13 protein-coding genes and 3 pseudogenes are annotated in these 18,830 nt (G+C 64.8%); 9 read left to right on the forward strand and 7 right to left on the reverse strand.

Annotated elements, in window-relative coordinates:
• Window positions 1-20: 20 nt before the first annotated feature.
• On the reverse strand, window positions 21-2,132 hold the full coding sequence (locus tag MMSP_RS15410) for an arylsulfatase (RefSeq protein ID WP_020787378.1): 2,112 nt from the start codon (window positions 2,130-2,132) through the stop codon (window positions 21-23).
• A gap of 230 nt (window positions 2,133-2,362) precedes the next feature.
• On the opposite strand from MMSP_RS15410, the gene MMSP_RS15415 reads away from it, so the two are divergent.
• From MMSP_RS15415 to MMSP_RS28575, 5 genes and pseudogenes are all read left to right on the forward strand, one after another.
• Window positions 2,363-2,842, forward strand: a complete 480-nt coding sequence (locus MMSP_RS15415) for an MPT63 family protein (RefSeq protein WP_012394541.1) — start codon at window positions 2,363-2,365, stop codon at window positions 2,840-2,842.
• Window positions 2,843-2,939: 97 nt separating this feature from the next.
• A complete protein-coding gene (locus MMSP_RS15420; protein WP_235065764.1) occupies window positions 2,940-3,464 on the forward strand; it encodes a hypothetical protein in 525 nt (174 codons plus the stop codon).
• A 90-nt stretch (window positions 3,465-3,554) separates the two neighbouring features.
• Window positions 3,555-4,160 carry a hypothetical protein gene (locus MMSP_RS15425; protein ID WP_036426566.1) on the forward strand — a complete coding sequence of 202 codons (606 nt, stop codon included), beginning with the start codon at window positions 3,555-3,557 and terminating at the stop codon, window positions 4,158-4,160.
• A gap of 81 nt (window positions 4,161-4,241) precedes the next feature.
• Window positions 4,242-4,628 (forward strand): annotated as a pseudogene (locus MMSP_RS29870) (GNAT family N-acetyltransferase); the annotation flags it as partial.
• 171 nt (window positions 4,629-4,799) lie between these two features.
• Window positions 4,800-6,103, forward strand: a pseudogene (locus MMSP_RS28575) (GNAT family N-acetyltransferase).
• Between the two features lie 3 nt (window positions 6,104-6,106).
• Here MMSP_RS28575 and MMSP_RS15445 read toward each other — a convergent pair.
• A complete protein-coding gene (locus MMSP_RS15445) occupies window positions 6,107-7,981 on the reverse strand; it encodes a fatty acyl-AMP ligase (protein ID WP_020787383.1) in 1,875 nt (624 codons plus the stop codon).
• Between the two features lie 154 nt (window positions 7,982-8,135).
• Here MMSP_RS15445 and MMSP_RS15450 point away from each other — a divergent pair, with 154 nt between their 5' ends.
• The 3 genes from MMSP_RS15450 (at window position 8,136) to MMSP_RS15460 (ending at window position 12,706) form a co-directional block, all read left to right on the forward strand.
• Window positions 8,136-8,516: a hypothetical protein gene (locus MMSP_RS15450; RefSeq protein WP_015355582.1), complete on the forward strand. Its 381-nt coding sequence runs from the start codon at window positions 8,136-8,138 to the stop codon at window positions 8,514-8,516.
• A 606-nt stretch (window positions 8,517-9,122) separates the two neighbouring features.
• Complete coding sequence (locus MMSP_RS26135) at window positions 9,123-11,741, forward strand: TetR family transcriptional regulator (protein WP_020787385.1); 2,619 nt, start codon at window positions 9,123-9,125, stop codon at window positions 11,739-11,741.
• Between the two features lie 215 nt (window positions 11,742-11,956).
• Window positions 11,957-12,706 carry a maleylpyruvate isomerase family mycothiol-dependent enzyme gene (locus MMSP_RS15460; protein WP_174524135.1) on the forward strand — a complete coding sequence of 250 codons (750 nt, stop codon included), beginning with the start codon at window positions 11,957-11,959 and terminating at the stop codon, window positions 12,704-12,706.
• 20 nt (window positions 12,707-12,726) lie between these two features.
• On the opposite strand, the gene lipD is transcribed toward MMSP_RS15460, so the two are convergent.
• The 3 genes and pseudogenes from lipD to MMSP_RS15475 form a co-directional block, all read right to left on the reverse strand.
• Complete coding sequence (gene lipD, locus MMSP_RS15465; RefSeq protein ID WP_020787387.1) at window positions 12,727-14,010, reverse strand: lipase LipD; 1,284 nt, start codon at window positions 14,008-14,010, stop codon at window positions 12,727-12,729.
• A gap of 119 nt (window positions 14,011-14,129) precedes the next feature.
• Complete coding sequence (locus tag MMSP_RS15470) at window positions 14,130-15,323, reverse strand: serine hydrolase (RefSeq protein ID WP_020787388.1); 1,194 nt, start codon at window positions 15,321-15,323, stop codon at window positions 14,130-14,132.
• 266 nt (window positions 15,324-15,589) lie between these two features.
• A pseudogene (locus MMSP_RS15475) lies at window positions 15,590-16,413 on the reverse strand (lysophospholipid acyltransferase family protein).
• A 137-nt stretch (window positions 16,414-16,550) separates the two neighbouring features.
• On the opposite strand from MMSP_RS15475, the gene MMSP_RS15480 reads away from it, so the two are divergent.
• Window positions 16,551-17,018 carry an SRPBCC family protein gene (locus MMSP_RS15480; protein WP_011740825.1) on the forward strand — a complete coding sequence of 156 codons (468 nt, stop codon included), beginning with the start codon at window positions 16,551-16,553 and terminating at the stop codon, window positions 17,016-17,018.
• Between the two features lie 58 nt (window positions 17,019-17,076).
• On the opposite strand, the gene MMSP_RS15485 is transcribed toward MMSP_RS15480, so the two are convergent.
• Together MMSP_RS15485 and MMSP_RS27560 are read right to left on the reverse strand one after the other, a co-directional pair.
• Window positions 17,077-18,240, reverse strand: a complete 1,164-nt coding sequence (locus tag MMSP_RS15485) for an LLM class flavin-dependent oxidoreductase (protein ID WP_020725345.1) — start codon at window positions 18,238-18,240, stop codon at window positions 17,077-17,079.
• A 144-nt stretch (window positions 18,241-18,384) separates the two neighbouring features.
• Window positions 18,385-18,795 (reverse strand): hypothetical protein, encoded by a 411-nt coding sequence (locus MMSP_RS27560; protein WP_036426568.1) that lies wholly within the window; start codon window positions 18,793-18,795, stop codon window positions 18,385-18,387.
• Window positions 18,796-18,830: the final 35 nt, after the last annotated feature.

The raw sequence follows: 18,830 nt of genomic DNA on the forward strand, positions 1-18,830 counted from the left end.
ATCGGAACGGAACCGTCTGCTCAACGCGTCCGCTGGCCACCGTGGTGCCGTCGACGAGCAAGGTGACCAACGCGCCCTTCCCCAGTCCCCCGCCGTCGTAGTCGAACGAAAGCGCCAGGGTTATCTGGCCCTCGGGAAGCGGATCGGTGGCGGCGACCGTGGTGAGTTCGTGGCCCAAGTAGTTGTAGGCGAACGTGGGGATGCCGTCTTGCAGATACAGGCTCCACCCGCCCATTGACCCACCGATGCAGATGACCACCCCCTGGGCGCCGCCGCGTGGGATCTGCAGCTGCGCCCGCAGTTCGAATGAGGTGCTGGTGTAGGGCAGCGTCGAGGTCTCGGGGATCCGCACATGGCTGGGGTAATAAGTAGCCGAGGTGCAGGTTCGGCCGGTTAGCGGGCAGCGCGCGGGCCAGCCTCGCGTCGCTGAGCGGGTAGACGTCGTACTTGCGCGCTTCGGTGTCGAACACGGCCTGCAGCTCGGCGAGCTTGTCCGGGTATTGCTCGGCGAGATCTACCCCCTGGCTGAAGTCGTCGGCGAGGTGATAGAGCTCCCAGCGCTCGGAGTCGCCGAAGGGGTTGGTTCGCTGGGTGCGGACCCACGGCAGCCGGCCATGGAAACAGGACGCGATCCAACCTTCGTGATAGATGGCGCGATTGCCGAAGATCTCGAAATACTGGGTCCGGCGTCGGCTGTGGGCATCGGCCTCGTCGAAGGAGTAGCGCATGCTCACACCTTCGATCGGCTTCTGCTCGATACCGTTGACGCGCTCGGGCATCTCGATTCCGGCGGCCTCCAAGATCGTCGGAACGACGTCGATGACGTGGTGAAACTGGCTGCGCTGCTCCCCCGCGCAGGTAATCCCGCGGGGCCAGGAGACGGCCATCCCGTTGCGAGTTCCGCCGAAATGGGATGCCACCTGTTTCATCCACTGAAACGGTGAGTCCAGCGCCCAGGCCCAGCCGACGTTGTAGTGGTTCTCGCAGCGCACCGTGCCGAAATCGGCCAAGTGGGCCAGCAGCCATTCGGGGTCCTCGGGCAACCCGTTTTGAAACGAAGGAGAGCTCCAGGCGCCGTGCACCGTTCCTTCGGCCGAGGCGCCGTTGTCGCCGCAGATGTAGATGAACAAGGTGTTTTCCCACTGCCCCAGGTCGTCGATCGCATCGACGACACGGCCTATCTGGGCATCGGTATGGGCCAGAAAACCGGCATAAACCTCCATCAGGCGACGCGCCACCGGCTTGTACCGATCGTCGTAGTCCGCCCAGGCCGGAATTTGTTCGGGTCGTGGTGTTAGTTGGGTCCCGGGGGGAATGATTCCCCTCTCGAGCTGGCGGGCATACGTCTGCTCGCGCAGCGCGTCCCAGCCCTCGTCGAACTGTCCGGCGAACCGGTCCGACCATTCTGGCCAGACGTGGTGGGGACTGTGCGTTGCGCCGGGTGCCAAGTAGAGCAGGAACGGCTTGTCCGGCGCGGATGTCTGTTGCCGCTGAATCCACTCGATCGCCTTGTCGGCAAGATCCTCGGTGAGGTGGTAGTCGTCGCGCCCGACGTATGGCTCAACCGGCGTGGTTTGGTCAAATAACGCGGGCTCGTACTGTGACGTGTCGCCGCCCAGGAAACCGTAGAAGCGTTCGAATCCCAGGCCAGTGGGCCACCGGTCGAAGGGGCCCGCCGGGCCAATCTCCCAGGTGGGAGTGAAATGCGCTTTGCCGAACAGTGCGGTGTTGTATCCGTTCATGCGCAGGATCTGTGCGATGGTGGCGGTGCTCTGCGGCAGCACACTGTCGTAGCCGGGGAACCCGTAGGCGATCTCGCAGATCGTCCCCATATGCGCGCTGTGGTGATTGCGGCCGGTCAGCAACGCGGCGCGGGTGGGCGAGCAAAGTGCGGTGGTGTGGAATTGGTTGTAGCGCAAGCCGGCTTGGGCGATGCGGTCCAGGGTTGGGGTAGGCACTGGTCCGCCGAAGGTCGGAGGGGCGCCGAACCCAACGTCGTCGAGCAACACCACAACGACGTTGGGAGCCCCGTCGGGTGGATAGTCGATCGACGGGGTGACCGGGGTGGAGTCGGCCCCCACCGGGTTGATAACTCCGCCGAACGGTTGCTCGTTGCGCGGCAAGTCGACCATTCGTGCTCCTGATTCCCGTGCCCGGATTGTTGTCTGCCAGAGGTCTTCTCGACGGCCACATTACAGATTCTTCGGCGTCTGTCCGCCGTATCGGCGAGGTACTTGGGCCAGGTGGGCTGTGGTGTTTGCTCCCAAATTGTGGGGAGCAATACGCCATTTAAGACCTAGAGTTAGTCATGCCGGGAAGTTTGAACGGCGTGATCGCTCCAAAAAATAGTGGAGGAGGACCAATGAAGCTCACCACGATGATAAAGACGGCGGTGGCCGTCGTGGCAATTGCGACCATCGCGACCATCACTGCACCAATCGCATTCGCCGCATATCCGATCACCGGCAAATTCGGCAGTGAGTTGAAGATGACCGACTCCGTTGGTCAAGTTGTGCTCGGCTGGACAGTCAGCGATCTCAAATCCAGCTCAGACGTGATCCCCGGCTACCCGGTAGCCGGCCAGGTCTGGGAAGCCACTGCCACCGTTAATGCAATCAGCGGCCCGGTCACTCCGGCGATTTCTCAGTTCAACGCTCGCACCGCGGACGGGGTCAACTACCGAGTCCTGTGGCAAGCGTCGGGCCCGAACACCATTAGCGGGGCCACCATCCCACAGGGTGCATCATCGACCGGGAAGATCTACTTCGATGTCACCGGTCCGGCTCCGACCATTGTTGCGATGAACAATGGAATGGAAGATCTCATGATTTGGGGTCCCTAGAACGGTTGCTGTTTGACCGGCACGGTGCGGGCCTGCCCCAGGGAACGCCGGAGCCCTGGGGCCTGCCCGCTCGCACCACGGCCCTATCGTGGTTGCCGTGGGCCCTTCACGGAAGCGAGGCAGGCTCGCGGCCGGTGCGGCATTGGTCGCGGTGACGGCACTGTTCGGAGCCGGCTACCCGCTGTGCGGGCGGCCATCGGCAGAGGTCGGATGCGCCGGCGGCAGGCCTGTCACCAGGCCCGTTGATGAAGGCGAGCGGGTGATCGTGGACTACTTCAACGCGGTCAACGACCGCGACTACGGCGCGGCTTGGGGGTACCTGGGCCGGCCGATGCGTGCGATCTATGGCGCAACATCGCCGGATCACGACCGAGACGGGCTGGCGCAGTTCTCATTACGCATGGACCAACGTGTGGGGTGCGTGCGGGTCACCGAGATCGTCAACGTCGGAAGCGCCGACCCGCAGATCTCTGCATCGATGGGTATCCAGTGGTATCGGGTGAAACTTGATGCCGAATACGTCGCCGCGGCCGGCGCATTGCCGGCGTTCTACAAGGCCAGCGCCGATCCGCACGCCGGGGCGCCACCGCCGCTGATCATGGGGCAGGTGACGAGTCTGTGAAAGCGCACGACCGCATGCCGGTGCGAAGTTCAGCACCGTCGGCTCGACCAGCCGGGGCCGCCTTGGGCGCGGTAATGCCACCATGGCCGTATGCGAATCAGCGGTACCGGCGTCGGGAGATGGGCAGCAATTCTGTTGTTGGCGAGCACGGCGGGGTGTGGCGATGGGCCGGGCGTTACCACCGGAGAGAGCTCTCCGGCGCCAACCGGCACCACGATTTCTACGTCCACACTGCCGACTCCCAGTAATAATCTGCAGCTGGCGAACGCGGCCGACTACTTCTTGGACACCGGCAGCGCTCGCGCGGGCTACTACTTCGAGTCGCCCAGCGGTCGCTGGCGTTGCGCGATCCTGCCCCATGTCCAGGCCGGTTGTCAGTCTGCCAGTGGTTCGGCGATCGGGATCCACGGTGCGCCAGACACGGTGACCAACTCCGATGGGACTACCGACGCGCCGAATGCGATCGTGGTCGGGGAGACCGGTGAGGCGCACTTCGCCGTGCTGAGCAAGGCACAATCCTTTGCGGCTGTTGAGCCGGCGAAGGTTCTGCCCTTCAACGAAGTCCTCGATGCGGCCGGTTTCCGGTGCAACTTTCAGGAATCCGTCGGTGTCTCCTGTGCAAGTGAAACGAGCGCACAAGGCTTCACGTTTTCCAGCGACGGCTACACCCTGCAGTACACGGACATTCGGCCGTGATATCGCTGCTGGTGCGAGATGCGTTGCGGCCCCCCGGAATATTCGGTTGCCCCGGCACACGTCGGTGGCAACAATCGCTGAATGGTCGACCCACCGCTATCGGATGGCACGGTCACGCTCTCGCCGTTTCGTCCCGATGAGGTGAGTGCGCACGTCGCCGGCCAAGACGAGCTGACAGCGCGCTGGCTCAGCGGCGGGGTGGTGACCCAGCACAGCGCGGCGGCGTACTTCGAACACTGCCGTGACCAATGGGCTACCGGCGGACCACTGCGGGCCTTCGCGATCCGAGTGGGGCCGCAGCAGGTTCCGGCGGGGACGGTCGAACTGCGATTTGCCGGTGAGGGACTGGCCTTCGGCGAGGTCAACGTCGCCTACGGCCTCTACCCGGCCTGGCGCGGGCGCGGCCTGGCCACCCGCGCGGTCGACCTGGTGTGCCGCTATGCGGCACAGCTGGATGCCACCGTTGCGGTGGTCAAGGTGGAGCCGGAGAACTCGGCTTCGGCGCGGGTCGCGCTGCGGGCTGGCTTTGGCCGCACCAGCCGGATCCGCGAACCGGACGGAAACGTCTTCGACCGCTACGGGCGCACCCTCAGCAGGGGGGGTTGGGCCAGGATCGCCGGCGAGGCCGATATCGACGCGGTGTTCGAGATCCGCACCAGTGTCACCGAGAACCATCTGTCGCTCGAGCAACTCGCCGAACTCGGCATCACCAAAGAATCGGTGCGAGAGGCCATGCGCGCCTCGCCGTGCCTGTGGGTCGCAGATGTCGACGGGGTCACCGCGGGTTTCACGATGGCCGATGCGACCGCCGGCAGCGTGTTCGCCTGCTTTGTTCGACCGCAGTTTCAGGGTCGCGGTGTGGGAAGCGCGTTGATGCGGCGCGTGGAAGCAACGCTGTTTGAACGGCACGCGGCGATCTGGCTGACTACCGACGGCTCGAGTCGTGCCGCCGGCTTTTACCGCAAACTGGGCTGGAGCGCGGCCGGGGATCTACCCGACGGCAGTATCAGGTTCGAGAAGCGGCTGAGAGCTCCCGCCGCCAAGATGCACGCCGACGAGGGGGCATCGACGCATCGCTGGTCCGGCGGCTGGTGTCCACCCAATTCCCGCACTGGCCGGACCTGCCACTGACACCGATCGACTCGGCCGGCACAGACAACGCCATGTACCGGCTCGGAACCGACATGGCGGTTCGGCTTCCGCGGATCCACTGGGCGGTGGCGAGCCTGCGAACCGAGCAGCGCTGGCTCGGTCGAATCGCCCCGCAGCTGCCCGTTGCCAGCCCGGTCCCAGTGGGGCTGGGTGCCGCGGTGCAGGGGTTCGCTTGGCCGTGGTCGATCTGCCGTTGGGTCATCGGTGAGAATCCGAAGGTCGGCCAGCTTGTCGAACCCATCGGACTTGCTCGGGACCTGGCCGACTTCATCGGCGCCCTGCGCCGCATCGACCCCGCAGGCGGGCCGGACGCGGCGCGGGGAAAGCCCTTGGCCGAGCAGGATGAGCAGGTCCGCGGCGCGTTGGCGATGCTGGACGGACGCCTCGACGTCCATGCCGTTACCGTCGCGTGGGAACGAGCGCTGCGCATCCCCGGGTACGCGGGGCCGCCGACGTGGTTCCACGGCGACCTGTCCCCGTTCAACATCCTGACCGTCGACGGCCGGTTGGCGGGGGTGATCGATTTCGGCTTGATGGGCGTGGGCGACCCCAGTGTCGACCTCATCCCCGCGTGGAATCTGCTGTCCGCGCCGGCGCGCGAGCAGTTCCGCACCATGCTGCGGGTAGACGCGGAAACCTGGGCACGCGGTTGCGGTCGGGCTTTGTCGATCGCCCTCGTTGCCCTTCCCTACTACCAGACCACCAACCCTCAGCTGGCCGGCAGTGCCCGCCATGTCATCAGCGAAATCCTCGCCGATCAGCGGCGCAGCGGCTCGCTTGGCTCGTGGTGAGTGCTAGTGCACTCCCAATACCCCGCCGAGGTATTGGCCGCGGCATGCCCGCCGAGCCAACTTGCCGCTGGTCGTGCGCGGAATGGCGCCGGCGGGAAGGAAACGCACTTCGGCCACCGCCAATCCATGGCGGTTTGCCACCGCGGCGCGGATGGCTTGGATCGCGGGCTGTGGATCGTCGCGGCTGGTTCCGGCCGCCCGTTCGGCGATGACGACCAGCTGTGGGCTGGTGTTGTGGCTATCCGAATCTTGGGCCGTAGGCAATTCGTTGGCGGGTGCCGCGAACGCTGTCACATATCCCCGCCGGACCATGGGTGAGGCCTCGGCAACGGTGGCCTCGATGTCCTGGGGATAGTGGTTGTGTCCATCGATGACGATCAGATCGGCGATTCGGCCGGTGACATACAGTTCGCCGTCGAGGTAGACGCCCAGGTCACCGGTTCTTAGCCAGGCGCCGTCGAGCGCGGCGCCGGCGGCGTGGCTAGCTTCGTCGAGCTGCGAATGCAGCTTGGCGCCAAACACCCGCTCGGTGTCTTCGGGCCGTCCCCAGTAACCGCGACCGACGTTGTTGCCTTGCAGCCAGATTTCGCCGACTTCGCCGTCACGCAATTCGGTGCCGGTATCGGGATCGACGATCACGGCCCACAAGCTGCGGGCGACGCGGCCGCAGGACACCTGAAGCACCGCGTTGGGTGCCTCGGCGGCCACGCGTACGGCGTGACCGGCGCCCAGCTGTTCGCGGTCGAGGTAGACGACCGTGGGCTCAGCGGCATGGTCGATGGTTGCCACCAGCAGCGTCGCCTCTGCGATCCCGTAGGAGGGTTTGAACGCTATGCGCGGTAGCCCGTAGGGCGCGAACGCCTTGTTGAACGTCGTGACGGCATCGATGCTGACCGGCTCCGAACCGATGATCAGTACGACATTGCTCAGATCGACGTCGTCGCCGGGTGTGAGTAGACCACGCTGGGCCGCCCATTCGTAGGCGAAGTTTGGCGCCGCGGTGACCACGCGTCCGGTGCGCGATCCAGCCGACAAGGCATGGATCCATCGTTGCGGTCTGCGGACAAACGCGGTTGGCGACATGAGCGTGGAGTGCCCGCCGTACACCGCGGGAAAGCCAATCATGGACAAACCCATGTCGTGGTACAGCGGCAACCAGCTGACGCCATGCGTGTTGCGGTTCAGCAGATCGATGGACAGGATCATCTGCACCAGGTTGGTGCCCACGGCACGGTGGGTGATCTCCACACCGACCGGTGGACGTGTCGATCCGGACGTGTACTGCAGGTGCGAAACGGCATCGATGTCGAGCTCGACCGGAACGAAAGACTCCCCCGCCGAATCCGGCACATCATCGATGGTGATGATGTGCGGCCTGCGTAGGTGGGAAAGGTTCGCCAGAAACTCCTCGATGGCAGGCTTTGCCGCGCCGGTGGTGAGCACGACCGTCGGTTCCGAGTCGCGCAGCGCGGTATCGAGACGTTCAGCGTGGCCGGGGAGTTCGGGTGCGAACAGCGGTACCGCGATCGTGCCCGCCTTGATCGCCGCATAGAACCCGGCGACGTAGTCAATGCCCTGCGGCGCGAGAATCGCAACCCGATCACCGTCGCCGGCGAACTTCTGCACATGGGCACCGATGGCCTGCAACCGGACGCCGAATTCTGACCAGGTGACCTCCAGGGCGTGCCCCTGCGCCGTCCGATTGTGGTCCAGGTAGCGATACGCCACCGAGTCGCCGACATTGGCAATGTTGCGTTCAATGAGAGAGATCAGCGTGGTGCCCGGCGGCAGCTCGATGTTGCCGCCGGCATCCAGGCAGTCCTCGATCTCTAGCAGGCCTTTTGGAGCCGCGGAGTCCTGCCGGGAACCGTCATTCATAACCGCAGTCTAAGCAACCGCGCAGGTCTGGCACCGCAAGCACCTTGTGGCCTCGGCCATCCCGGCGACGCACCGATCACCCCTTGGCTGGCCTATCGGTCCACTAAAGTCCGTGCCTAGCGGGCCCGTCGATCGGCTCGAGGCAGGGGTATCTGTGGACTCAGGCGACTGCAACCCCGCGGCCACGACTCGCGATGCGGCATTCGCGCGCGTGCTCGCCTACCGAGACCGAGCGCGGGCCAAGCCGATGGTGCTTCGCGTACTGCTCGCCGTCTTCGGTGCGGCGCTGCTGATCGCATCCGTACCTCTCATGGTGCTGCTGCCGGAGCTGGGCATTCCCGCGGTCCTGGTCGCGTTCCGTGTCCTGGCGATCGAGTCCGATTGGGCCGCGCGCGCGTATGCCTGGACCGATTGGCGGTTCGCCCAGCTGCGTGACTGGTTCCACCGGCAGTCCGCGATTGTGCGCGCGGCGATTCTGACGGCGCTGTTGTTGGTGGCAGCCGCCCTGGTGTGGGTACTGATTGTTGAGTTCTAGCGTCGGGCGATGGTGGTTGGTGCGGGGCTCAATCTCGCCCGCAGCGCCACCATACGCCGCGCCCGCTGCTGCATCCTCGTTCTTCTTGCGCGGCCTGGGAAGTCCAACTGTGTTGTGGCTCAGTGGGGTTGGTTTGTGTGTCGACCTTGGCGGAGTTGGTCGCGGTTGGACCGGCCGTGACGTCGGGGGTGGGTGGGAGCCATGCGGTTGCCGCCATCAGCGCTGGTGCGGCAAGTAGCACGCGCGGCCAGTTGCGCCTGCGGGCCCGGCTGGGCTGAGCAGCAACTGGAGATGGCAGAGCTGGCACCGACATGGTCTGGCCCAGTTTAGCTGGTGGGAGCGGATTCAGACGGTGCGTGTTGGACCTGTGTAGGTGGCTGTGCACGCGCGCGGCGCGGCGAAGTCACCCAGACTCGCCGCGAGAGGCAAGCCTGGAATCTAGACTGAGGTCTTCAAAAAGCACCCGCCTTACCAGGCGGATACACGGTTTCACTCCCGCGCGTGGTCCAGGCCGGGTGGCAACCGGTGAGCAGGCGCGGAAGGGTGCTCTGTATGACCAGTAGCACCGAATGCCATAGACGAAGTAGAGACCAAGTGAGAGTCTGAATGGAAACCGAGCGTCTGCTGCGCGCCGCAGCTGACTTTCTCAGCACGCGGCCCAACGCCACCCTGGATGAGATCGGCGCTGCCGCGGGGGTCAGCCACTCAACGCTGTACCGCCACTTCGACGGACGTACCGCATTGCTCGAGGCGCTGGATCACGCGGCCATCGAGCAGATGCGTGATGCGCTGAAAACCTCTCACTGGCAGGAATATTCACCTACTGATGCGCTGCGGATACTGGTTGCGGCTTGCGAGCCGGTGGCGGGCTACCTGACGCTGCGCTACGTGCAAGGTCAAAGCTTTGAGACCCGGAAGTCGGTTGCCGAGTGGCGTGAAATCAACTCCGAGATCGAGGAGATTTTTCTGCGCGGCCAACGCGCCGGAGAGTTCCGCACCGACGTGACCGCAGACTGGCTGACCGAAGCGTTTTTCAGCCTCGTCTCTGGCGCAGGGTGGTCTGTCCAGCTTGGGCGGGTCGCTCGTCGCGAATTCACCCACATGATTACCGCTTTGTTGCTTGACGGAGTCAGAGCGCCGGCACAGGGGAATCTGCCGCCACCGCTTGTTGGGTTTGTCGGTCGTGAGGCCGAACTTGCCGAACTCAAAGAGTTGATCTTGAATTCGCGATTGGTGACGTTGACCGGGATCGGTGGAATCGGTAAGTCGACCTTGTCGGTGTGGGCCGCCCACGAATGTGTCGGGGAATTTCGCGATGGCGTGTGGTTGATCGAGCTGGGCGACCTGAGCAATGGTGAGCTGTTGGTTGCGGCGGCGGCCGCGGCGCTGGGCATTCGCGATCAGACCGCCAGGCCGCTGTTGGAGGTGATGGTCGAAACTCTGGCTGACCGTGAGGCACTGCTGGTGCTCGACAACTGTGAACACATCATTGACGCGGCGGTCCCGTTCATCCAGACACTGCTGGCACGCTGCCCGAGGCTGAAGATTCTGGCGACCAGCCGAGAGTTCTTTGACATCGATACCGAAGTGGTGCTGCCGGTTCCTCCGCTGTCGGTTCCCGATACCAGTCACCTGCCTGGTCTGCAGGATTTGGCCCGCTGCGATGCCGTGGCGTTGTTTGTCAAACATGCCCGTGCCAGCCAGCGCAGTTTCAAGCTCACCGAGCGCAATGCTGCGGCCGTCGCGCACATCTGTGCTCAGCTTGACGGGCTGCCATTGGCCATCGAACTGGCCGCTCCGTTGTTGCGGACGATGGCCGTCGAACAGATCGCCGCGCGGGTTTCGGACCGGGCGGGGCTCTTGACCCATGGCAAGCGCGGGGCGCCGGCTCGCCAGCGCACGTTGAACTGGTGCATCAGTTGGAGTTATGAGCGTTGTACCCCGGCCGAGCAACAACTGTGGGCACGGTTGTCGGTGTTCGCCGGTGGCTTTGAGCCAAACGCCGTTCAACGGATCTGCGCGCCAGAGATGTCCGACGATGAGCTACTCGAGGCGTTGTGTGCCCTCGAGGACAAATCGATCCTCATCCGCACCGCGGCCCAAGACGTGCTGCGTTTTCGGCAGCTGGCAACGCTGCGTGAATTTGGATACGCCAAGCTCAGCGTGCAAGAGCAAGCCGAGCTGCACCGCAGCCACCTTGATTGGTACCGCCAGCTCGCCGAGAAAGCCTGCGAGGAATGGTTTGGCGAACATCAACTCGACTGGCTTCACCGCCTGCGACGGGAGATGCCCAACCTGCAAGAAGCGCTGCAGGTTGCGCTGACCGTTGCACCCGCCGATGCCGTGGAAATGGCCACCAACCTACGCGATCCCTGGACCGCTATCGGGATGCTCCAGCAAGGGCGCCGATGGATCGAAAAGGCCCTCGACGCCGCCCCCGCCGAACCCAACGCGGCGCGACTGCAGGCGATCGTCGCAGCGGCCGAACTAGCCTTTTTGCAGGTCGATATGCCCACCATGGCCGCTCGACAGGCAGAAGCTCGTGAACTGCTCACCACCGTGACCGACCACAACTCCCTCGCCTACTTCAACGCCAACGAAGGAGCGCTCGCCCTGCTGCGCGGCGAGCTAGACCTGGCGCGGAGCTTGGCCGAGCAGTCGCTGGCCAGCGCCGACGAATTCCGGGTGCAAATCTATGCCCTCATAGTGATGATATGGACGTCGGCCGCCGCCAATGACGCCCACACCGCGGTGGCCCACGCCGAGCAGGGCCTCGCCCTGTCCAAAGCCCACGGCCAGGACATCGTCTTGCGGACCTACCTCTTGGCGGGCCTGGCGGCTAGTCGCCTGGCGCTGGGGCAACTGGACCTGGCTGAGCACGCTAACCGGGAAGGCCTGCAACTGTCGCGGACGATCAACGACACCTTCACCTGCGCGACATTTCTGGAGACGGGTTCCTGGATTGCCGCGGCCAGAAACGATCCGCGGCGCGCCGCGGTTTTGATGGCCGCCGCAGCCGCCGTGAGCCGCGCTGCCGGCGCCGGCGGCGCCGTCTCGGCACACGTGGGGCCATTCCACGAACAATGCGAACGCCAAGTCCGCAAGCAACTTTCCGAAGCCGACTATCGCACCGCCACCAACGAGGGCAGACGCCTATCCCTGGACGAGGCCGCCGCCCTCGTTCTGGGTATGGAGGTGCTGCCCGATCGAGGGTATGGCGGGTGAGGCCGGGCGGTGTAACTGGCCGGGTGCACAGCAACACGAATCAGCCATCGCCTAGCAAGTCCGCCGGGGCCCGGTGCCAACCCCGGTGACCGCGGCCAATCGACCCGCGCAAGAGCGCGATGCACTGTTTGTCATGTCAGTAGACCGTGATCGGATATGTCCATCCCCAACACGGAGCTAGCGGCTGCGGCCTGATTCTGGGAGCGGGCTTCCCGGTGCTGCCGTGGCGAGGGCTGGCGGTACCATCGCCAGGCATGGGGGTCGACTACCTGGCCGCGCTGCGGCGCGACGGCGATCGGATTGTCGCCGTGTCGGAGGCGGGCCTGGATCGTCCGGTGCCGAGCTGCGCCGGATGGACCATCGCAGACCTGATCTGGCATGTCGGTGTCGTGCACACGTTTTGGCGGCAGGTGGCTGTCGGAGCCATTACTGGACCGGAGACCTACCAGGAGCCTGCGCGGCCGCCGAACCTGGTGGACTGGTTTCGCGACGGTGTGGCCGAGACCAGTGACACGTTCGCAGGTATCGATCCCGCCGTACCGGCATGGACTTGGGGACGTCGACAAGACGTGGGATTTATCCGGCGCCGAGTTGCGCACGAAACCGCGGTGCACTGTTGGGACGCCGTAACTGCGGTAGCGCCCGAGGAACCGATCGAATCAAACTTAGCCGCCGATGGCGTGTCAGAGTTCATCGATGATGTGTTGCCGGCGATGTCGAAGGATTTGGCCGGGCCGTTTCAGACAATCTCGTTACGCGCCTGCGATACCGATACCCAATGGACGGTCCGAGTCGGGGATGGGCATTGCCATGCCACGCCGATCGAGACCGTGGCCGATGCCACGGTCAGTGCCACCGCGTCGGATCTGGTTCTGCTGCTGTGGGGGCGTCGTCGCCCAGATCGGGTTGATGTCGACGGCTCGGCCGAGGCACTGAGACGATTCTTGGCCCGGGCGACCTTCTGAGCCACACCGACCGGCTGGTTTCAGCTGGTTTCTCCGGCCGCCAGCGGTTGCTGACCAGTCTCGCGGTAGGAAGCACCGAAGTGCGGTACCTCTAGCGGGCCCTCCCGCCGGGCGGTCGAGACAGCACTGCTCAACAGCGGCGCCAGCCCGGCGAACGAACCGATGTCAAAGAGCAGCAAGGTCAGCAGCCGGTTGTGTACGTAGCCGAAGGCGCTGCCGCTCTCGGGGTCTGCCCATCCGATGGTTCCGCCCAGACCGATGTGGCCGTATCCCCCCAGCAGTCCTGGGACGGGAGAGGATTGGTAGCCCTGGTGGTAGGTAAAGGGAAGACCAAGATTGAGATCTGGCCACAGCTCGGCCTTGCCGGTCAGTCCGCTTACCGCGTCCGACGACAATAGTTGCATGCCGTCGATGACACCGTCATTGGCCAGCGCCGCATACGTCTTGGCCAGGGCGCGCGCCGTCACCACGCCGTTGACCGCTGGGATCTCGCCGTCCAGAAATGGCATGTCGTCCTGCAACATCGACAGAATTCCCGGGAAGTAGACGGCGCCAAGTAGACCAGAAAAGGACAGTCCGGCGACTTTTGGCGCGATGAAGTCCAGTAGTGGCGTGGGGATCTTGGATTGTGGTAGCAGCGTCTGTGCCGCGGTGGTCGGCGCATCGGCCGGCGGGCGGCCTAGATGGAGACCATCCGTGTCGAGCGGGCGGGCGAGTTCTTCACGGAACAGGTCACGCATACCTTTGCCGGTCACCGCGCGGGCCAGACCGGACAGCAGCCAACCGTAGGTCACTGCGTGGTACGCCATCTTGCCGTGCGTGCGATCCAGCGGTGCCGCCGCCAGCTTCTCCTCCATCCGGAGGTGATCCAGTATTTCCTTCTTACCGACACCTTTGAGGTGCGATAGCCCGGATCGATGCCGCAGCAGGTCGCTGACGGTGATTGCCGACTTGCCCTTGACACCGAACTCCGGCCAGTAGTCGGCCACGGGGGCGTCGTAATCCAGCAGCCCGCGATCCACCAGGCGGTGAATCACGGTGGCGGCCAGGCCCTTGGTGGCCGAGAACACCATTGCTCCGGTGTCAGCAGTCCAAGGGACTTCGCCGTTGCGGTCGGCCCAGCCCGTCCAGACGTCGACCACTTGACGGCCCTCGATGTAAACCGATAGCGCCCCGCCGCCGAACTTGCGTCCCGGGTACAACCCCGCGAAGGCACGCACAACCCCGGAGAACCGGGAGTTGCAGGCACCCGCTACGCCGGACGGTAGGCCATCATCGGTGGTGAGGACAGAAGGTTGCGCCATCGTGAATGATTGCAGCCCGCTCTGGCTCTGTTACATCGGAATGACGTTTTGGTCGTCGTTGGCCGGGTTTGACACCCGAATCCGGTGCTCGAGCGGCCGTCAACCTGGGGTGCCTGCGGCTACATCCACAGGCGTCCGATTGCATCGGCCAGGCTTTCGGGATCTTGTCCTTCCGTGTTGCAGCTGACGGCCACCGAAGTACGCCGGTCGCTGCTGATCCGGAATTCAGTGACAAATCCGGCCCAGCTGCCGTCGTGGTCGAGGGTGCCGTTGGCACGGGAGAAGATGCCGGCGCCATACCGGTCGCCGCTGCCGGGTTCGGTTTCCACGGCACCGGCAAGTTGCTCGTCAAGCAGCTTCTGGCCGCCCACTTTGCCGGTTCGGTAGTTGTCGGCCCAGAGCACGAGTTGGCTGGGCGTGGTCTGGATAGCGCCATCGCCGACCTGCTCCCAACCTGAGTGGAGCACCGGGAACTGCGGTGGGTTGCCGGTGTCGCCCTCGCCGTAGGAGACCGCCTCATCGGGATCTGCCGAGATCGGATCCACGACCATGGCCAGATCCAGCGGGCGGAATATCTCGATGCTCAGGAAGTCAGGTAGCGATTTGCCGGAGACCAGCCGCACGATCTCGGCGAGCAGCAGATAGTTGGAGTTCGAGTACCCGAAGCGGGTACCGGGCTTGAATTCCAGCTCAGGTGCCCCTTGTATCGCGGCCAAGGCTTGAGCTTGGGTTGTCCGGTCACTCATTTGGTACCCCTGGGCCTCGAGCAAGCCGGTGTAGTCGGGGATGCCGCTGGTGTGGTGCATCAGTTGCGCGACGGTGACGGCGGACGACCAGTCCGGAAGGTCGGGAACATAGTGGGCCAACGGGTCATCGAGCGTCAGCCTGCCCTCGTTGACCAGGAGCAGCACCGCGGTGGCGGTGAACTGCTTGGAAACCGAGCCGATGTCGAACACGGTGTCCTTGGTGACCTTCTTGTTGGTAGCCAGGTCCGCAATCCCGAGGACACCGGTCCACATGACAACGCCCTCAACGCCTACTGCGGCCGAGCAGCCCGGTTCATCGGGATTGACGGCGCCGTCGAGCACCCGCTGGCTGCGGGTCTTGAGATCGGAATTGTCCGTAGTAGGCGGCGGGGTGACGGCGGGGGGCGGGCCGCCGCAGGCGCCGAGCATCACCGCAATCACCAGAAGTGGTGCCCACTTGCTTCGCCATCCGCGCCGATGCGTCGAGGAAACCGGATTCCACCGAACCAAGCCCACCTGGTCGGGTGCAGACGACGCCTGAGCCTCAGCCTCATCACGCGCGATCACCGTTGTCGAATCCCCTTCACCACATAAAGACTCGCACACGCCCGCGTGCTGCCCGTAAACCTCGTCGGATCGGACGGTCCAGCGGATAAGCGAGTCGCACAACCAGGAATCTCTCCCCCGGCTGCGCCAGCGATTGAATGCGCTAGCGAGTGGAGGTCGGCGGCGCCACGACTCAGCCAGCGTCATCGACGGACGGCCAGGCGGCCAGCGGCCGGCTCGCGGGTTCAATCACAGCGCCGAATTTTCGGGTGCGACTCGCGTATTTATCAGGCGTCCGACCGCAACAATCGGCGGACCACCGAGCGATTCGGATCGCGTTCGCGTTCGGCGAGCATCAGCTCGATACCCTCCTCGATCGCAGCCGCCGCACGCTCGCGCACCTTGCGCGCGGCGCTATCGTCGGCTTCCCGGCCGGCGAACTCCGTGGTGTCGATCGGCTCGCCGAACCAGTAGTACTGCCGCTCGGGCCGGGGCACCGGAGTCAGCCCGACGCCGCGGACCAGAGGCGGCCCTTCGCGCATGCCGAGCAGCTTGTCGGCCAGGAACTGGGTCGGTGCCATCAGCGGTGAATCTGTATCGAGCACGATGTCGATGCCGTGCTCAGCCCCGACCGAAGCGAACGGCACGATGGGATATGCGTGTTGGATCGCTAAGCGTGCGAACCCCAGTCGGTTCTTCCACGCCAACTTGTAGCGCTCGTTCTTGCGCTTGTTGACCTCCCGGCCGCCACCGGGGAACACCATGATCAGCTCGCCGCGCTGCATCAGCTCCGAGGTGATCTCTCTGGTTCCTTCGACGACGCCCATCCGCATCAGGGTCTCGCGCCACCCCGGAATTCTGAAGTCGCGTGATCTCCGAGGGAGCGGACCAGCCGGCCCCGCTCCCACAGCTCCGCGGCGAGCAACGGGGCATCGACCATGCCGAGTGTGTTGTGGTTGCCGACGAGCAACGCATGCTCGGTTGGCACATTCTCGATGCCATATACCTTGGGCTTGATCAGTTTTCGCAGCGGCTTGATGATCCGCAACGCCGCGTCGACGTCGGCTTGTGACGGCGGGGGCGGAACAGCGGGGGCTTCGACGTTCGACACAAGCTGAGTATGCCCTCGAGATTTGGGCAAGGGGGCCATTTTGCCTGGTCGGCGTTGGGCCGGACGGATCAGCGTCGGGCGTGCCGGTAGGGTACGCGGCAGCACCGTTGCAGGCATTCGTGAGATCGGGAGTGGGTATGTCGGGTCGCAAGTTCTCCTTCGAAGTCACCAAGACCAGTAGCGCGCCTGCCGCGACGCTGTTCCGGCTCGCGACGGACGGCGCCAACTGGGCTAACTGGGCCAAGCCAATCGTCATGCAGTCGAGCTGGGCGCGGCAAGGTGACCCGGCACCGGGCGGTGTCGGGGCGATTCGCAAGGTAGGCATGTGGCCCATGCTCGTGCAGGAGGAGACCGTCGAGTACGAGCAGGACCGCCGCCACGTTTACAAGATGGTTGGGTCTTCGACTCCGGCCAAGGACTATCACGGCGAAGTGGTCTTCACCCCGAACGCATCCGGCGGCACCGACATCCGCTGGAGCGGCTCTTTTTCCGAGGGAGTTCGCGGAACGGGGCCGGTGATGCGTGCGGCGTTGGGCAACGCGGTCAAGTTCTTTGCAGGTCGACTCGTCAAGGCGGCCGAGCGGGAGGCCTCCAGCACCGGCTAGCGCTTGCCCTAATCGGTGAGTGCTGAGCTTCAGCTGCAACGGCTTTCGGCCCCAGCGGCTACTTGCCGTCGAGTTCTTGCTGATATTTCTTGGTCATGTGGTCGATGGCCTGCAGCTGCGTCTGGGCCAGACCTTCCCGCACTTCGCCGGCACGCACGGCAGCGTCGAGGGTGGGCTGGGCTTGTCCCTGAAAGTGCGGCATCACTTCGGCGGCGAACAGCTCGGCGGAACGTCTGGTCGCCGCGGGATTTGCCCATTCGTGGCCCATCTGCAGCATGCAGCCGAATCCGCCAGATTGATCCCACAGTCGCTGGACCTGTGCCCGCGCCCGCTCCGGGGTACCGATCACACCGGCGCCGTTCTCGTTGATGATGTCGATCATCTCGTCAAGTTGTTCTCCAGGCATGGTCATCTGGGGGAACGCGGCAACTTTTTGGAAATATCGGAACCAAGGCTCGATGCCGAATTTCACGTCGGCACGGGCTTGCGCATCGGTCTCGGCGATGTGAAACGGCCCGACCAGGGTCCAGTTCTTGCGGTCGGCGTGGGTGCCGAACGCCGCGGCGCGCTCTTCGACGATGCCCCAGTGATAGGCCAGCGCATCGAAGCCCTCGATCGTCAGCGTCGCTCCGATCGACAGCAGGCCGATGCCATGCCTGCCGGCCAGCCGCGCACCGGTCGGCGACGCGACGGCGGCGACCGCCAGTGGGATCCCCCCTTCCGAGAAGGGCGCAAGCTGTAATCTCGCGTCGAACAGTTGATGTGTTGCGGTCTTGGCGGTCACGGTTTGCCCAGCCAACAGCCGGACGACGATGTCGAGGTTGGTTTCCAGCAGCTCGCGGGTGTCGGTGGGGGTAAGCCCGATCATCGCTGAATCGGTGGGCAGTGAACCTGGTCCCATGCCTCCGATCACCCGACCGTGAGTGAGATGATCGAGCAGCATCAGCCGGTCAGCGACCCAGAGCGGGTTGTGATAGGCCAGCGATATGACCCCCGTGCCAAGGCGGATCCGCTTGGTCCGTTCGGCGGCGGCGGCGATGAAGACCTCCGGTGAACTGATGATCTCGCTGCCGGCCGAGTGATGTTCCCCGATCCAGGCCTCATCAAACCCGAGGGCATCCAGATGTTCGACGAACTCCAGATCGCGTTGCAGGGCCAGCGTTGGATTGGTGCCGGCACGGTGGAACGGGGCGATGAAATATCCGAACCTGAGCTTGGCCATGTCGAGGCTCCCTTGCGATCGGCCTTGACCGAACCATAACGCGGACCGACCGTCGCCGGAACGCATCAACTAACGCGCCTGGGCCACCATGGCCGGGGCGAACGTCGCCGCAAAGTTCAAGAAAGTCTCAGTGACGTCTCGCGATCACGGGTAGCTGCCGCAGATGTTGCCGATGCAGCCGCCGCCACCGCCCGGCCCGCCGCCGCCCCCACCCACGCCGGGAATGGTGCCGCCGCCACCGCCTGGTCCACCGCCGCCGGTGGGCCCACCCGGGATGCTGCCGCCTCCCCCACCCGGACCGCCGCTGCCGGTGGGACCACCGGGCACGCCGCCGCCCCCGCCCTCTGGGCCTCCAGTGCCGGACGGACCGCCCGGCGCCGGTGACGACTCTGTCGTAGGTGAGTTGGATGGGCTGGATGGGACTGTTGTTGTGGGTGTCGTGGTCGGCGTTGTGCTACTTGGCGCCTTGTTTTCGCCGCCACCGCAGGCCACCGCCAGAACAAGCATGGCGCCGCCGCCAAAAACTGCGAATGTCGTCCTGGCTTGGGATCTCATGTCACTCTCCGCTCTCGTCGCCACTGTTGGTCGGG

Source organism: Mycobacterium sp. 012931, from assembly GCF_000419295.1.
Taxonomy (GTDB): Bacteria; Actinomycetota; Actinomycetes; order Mycobacteriales; family Mycobacteriaceae; genus Mycobacterium; species Mycobacterium marinum.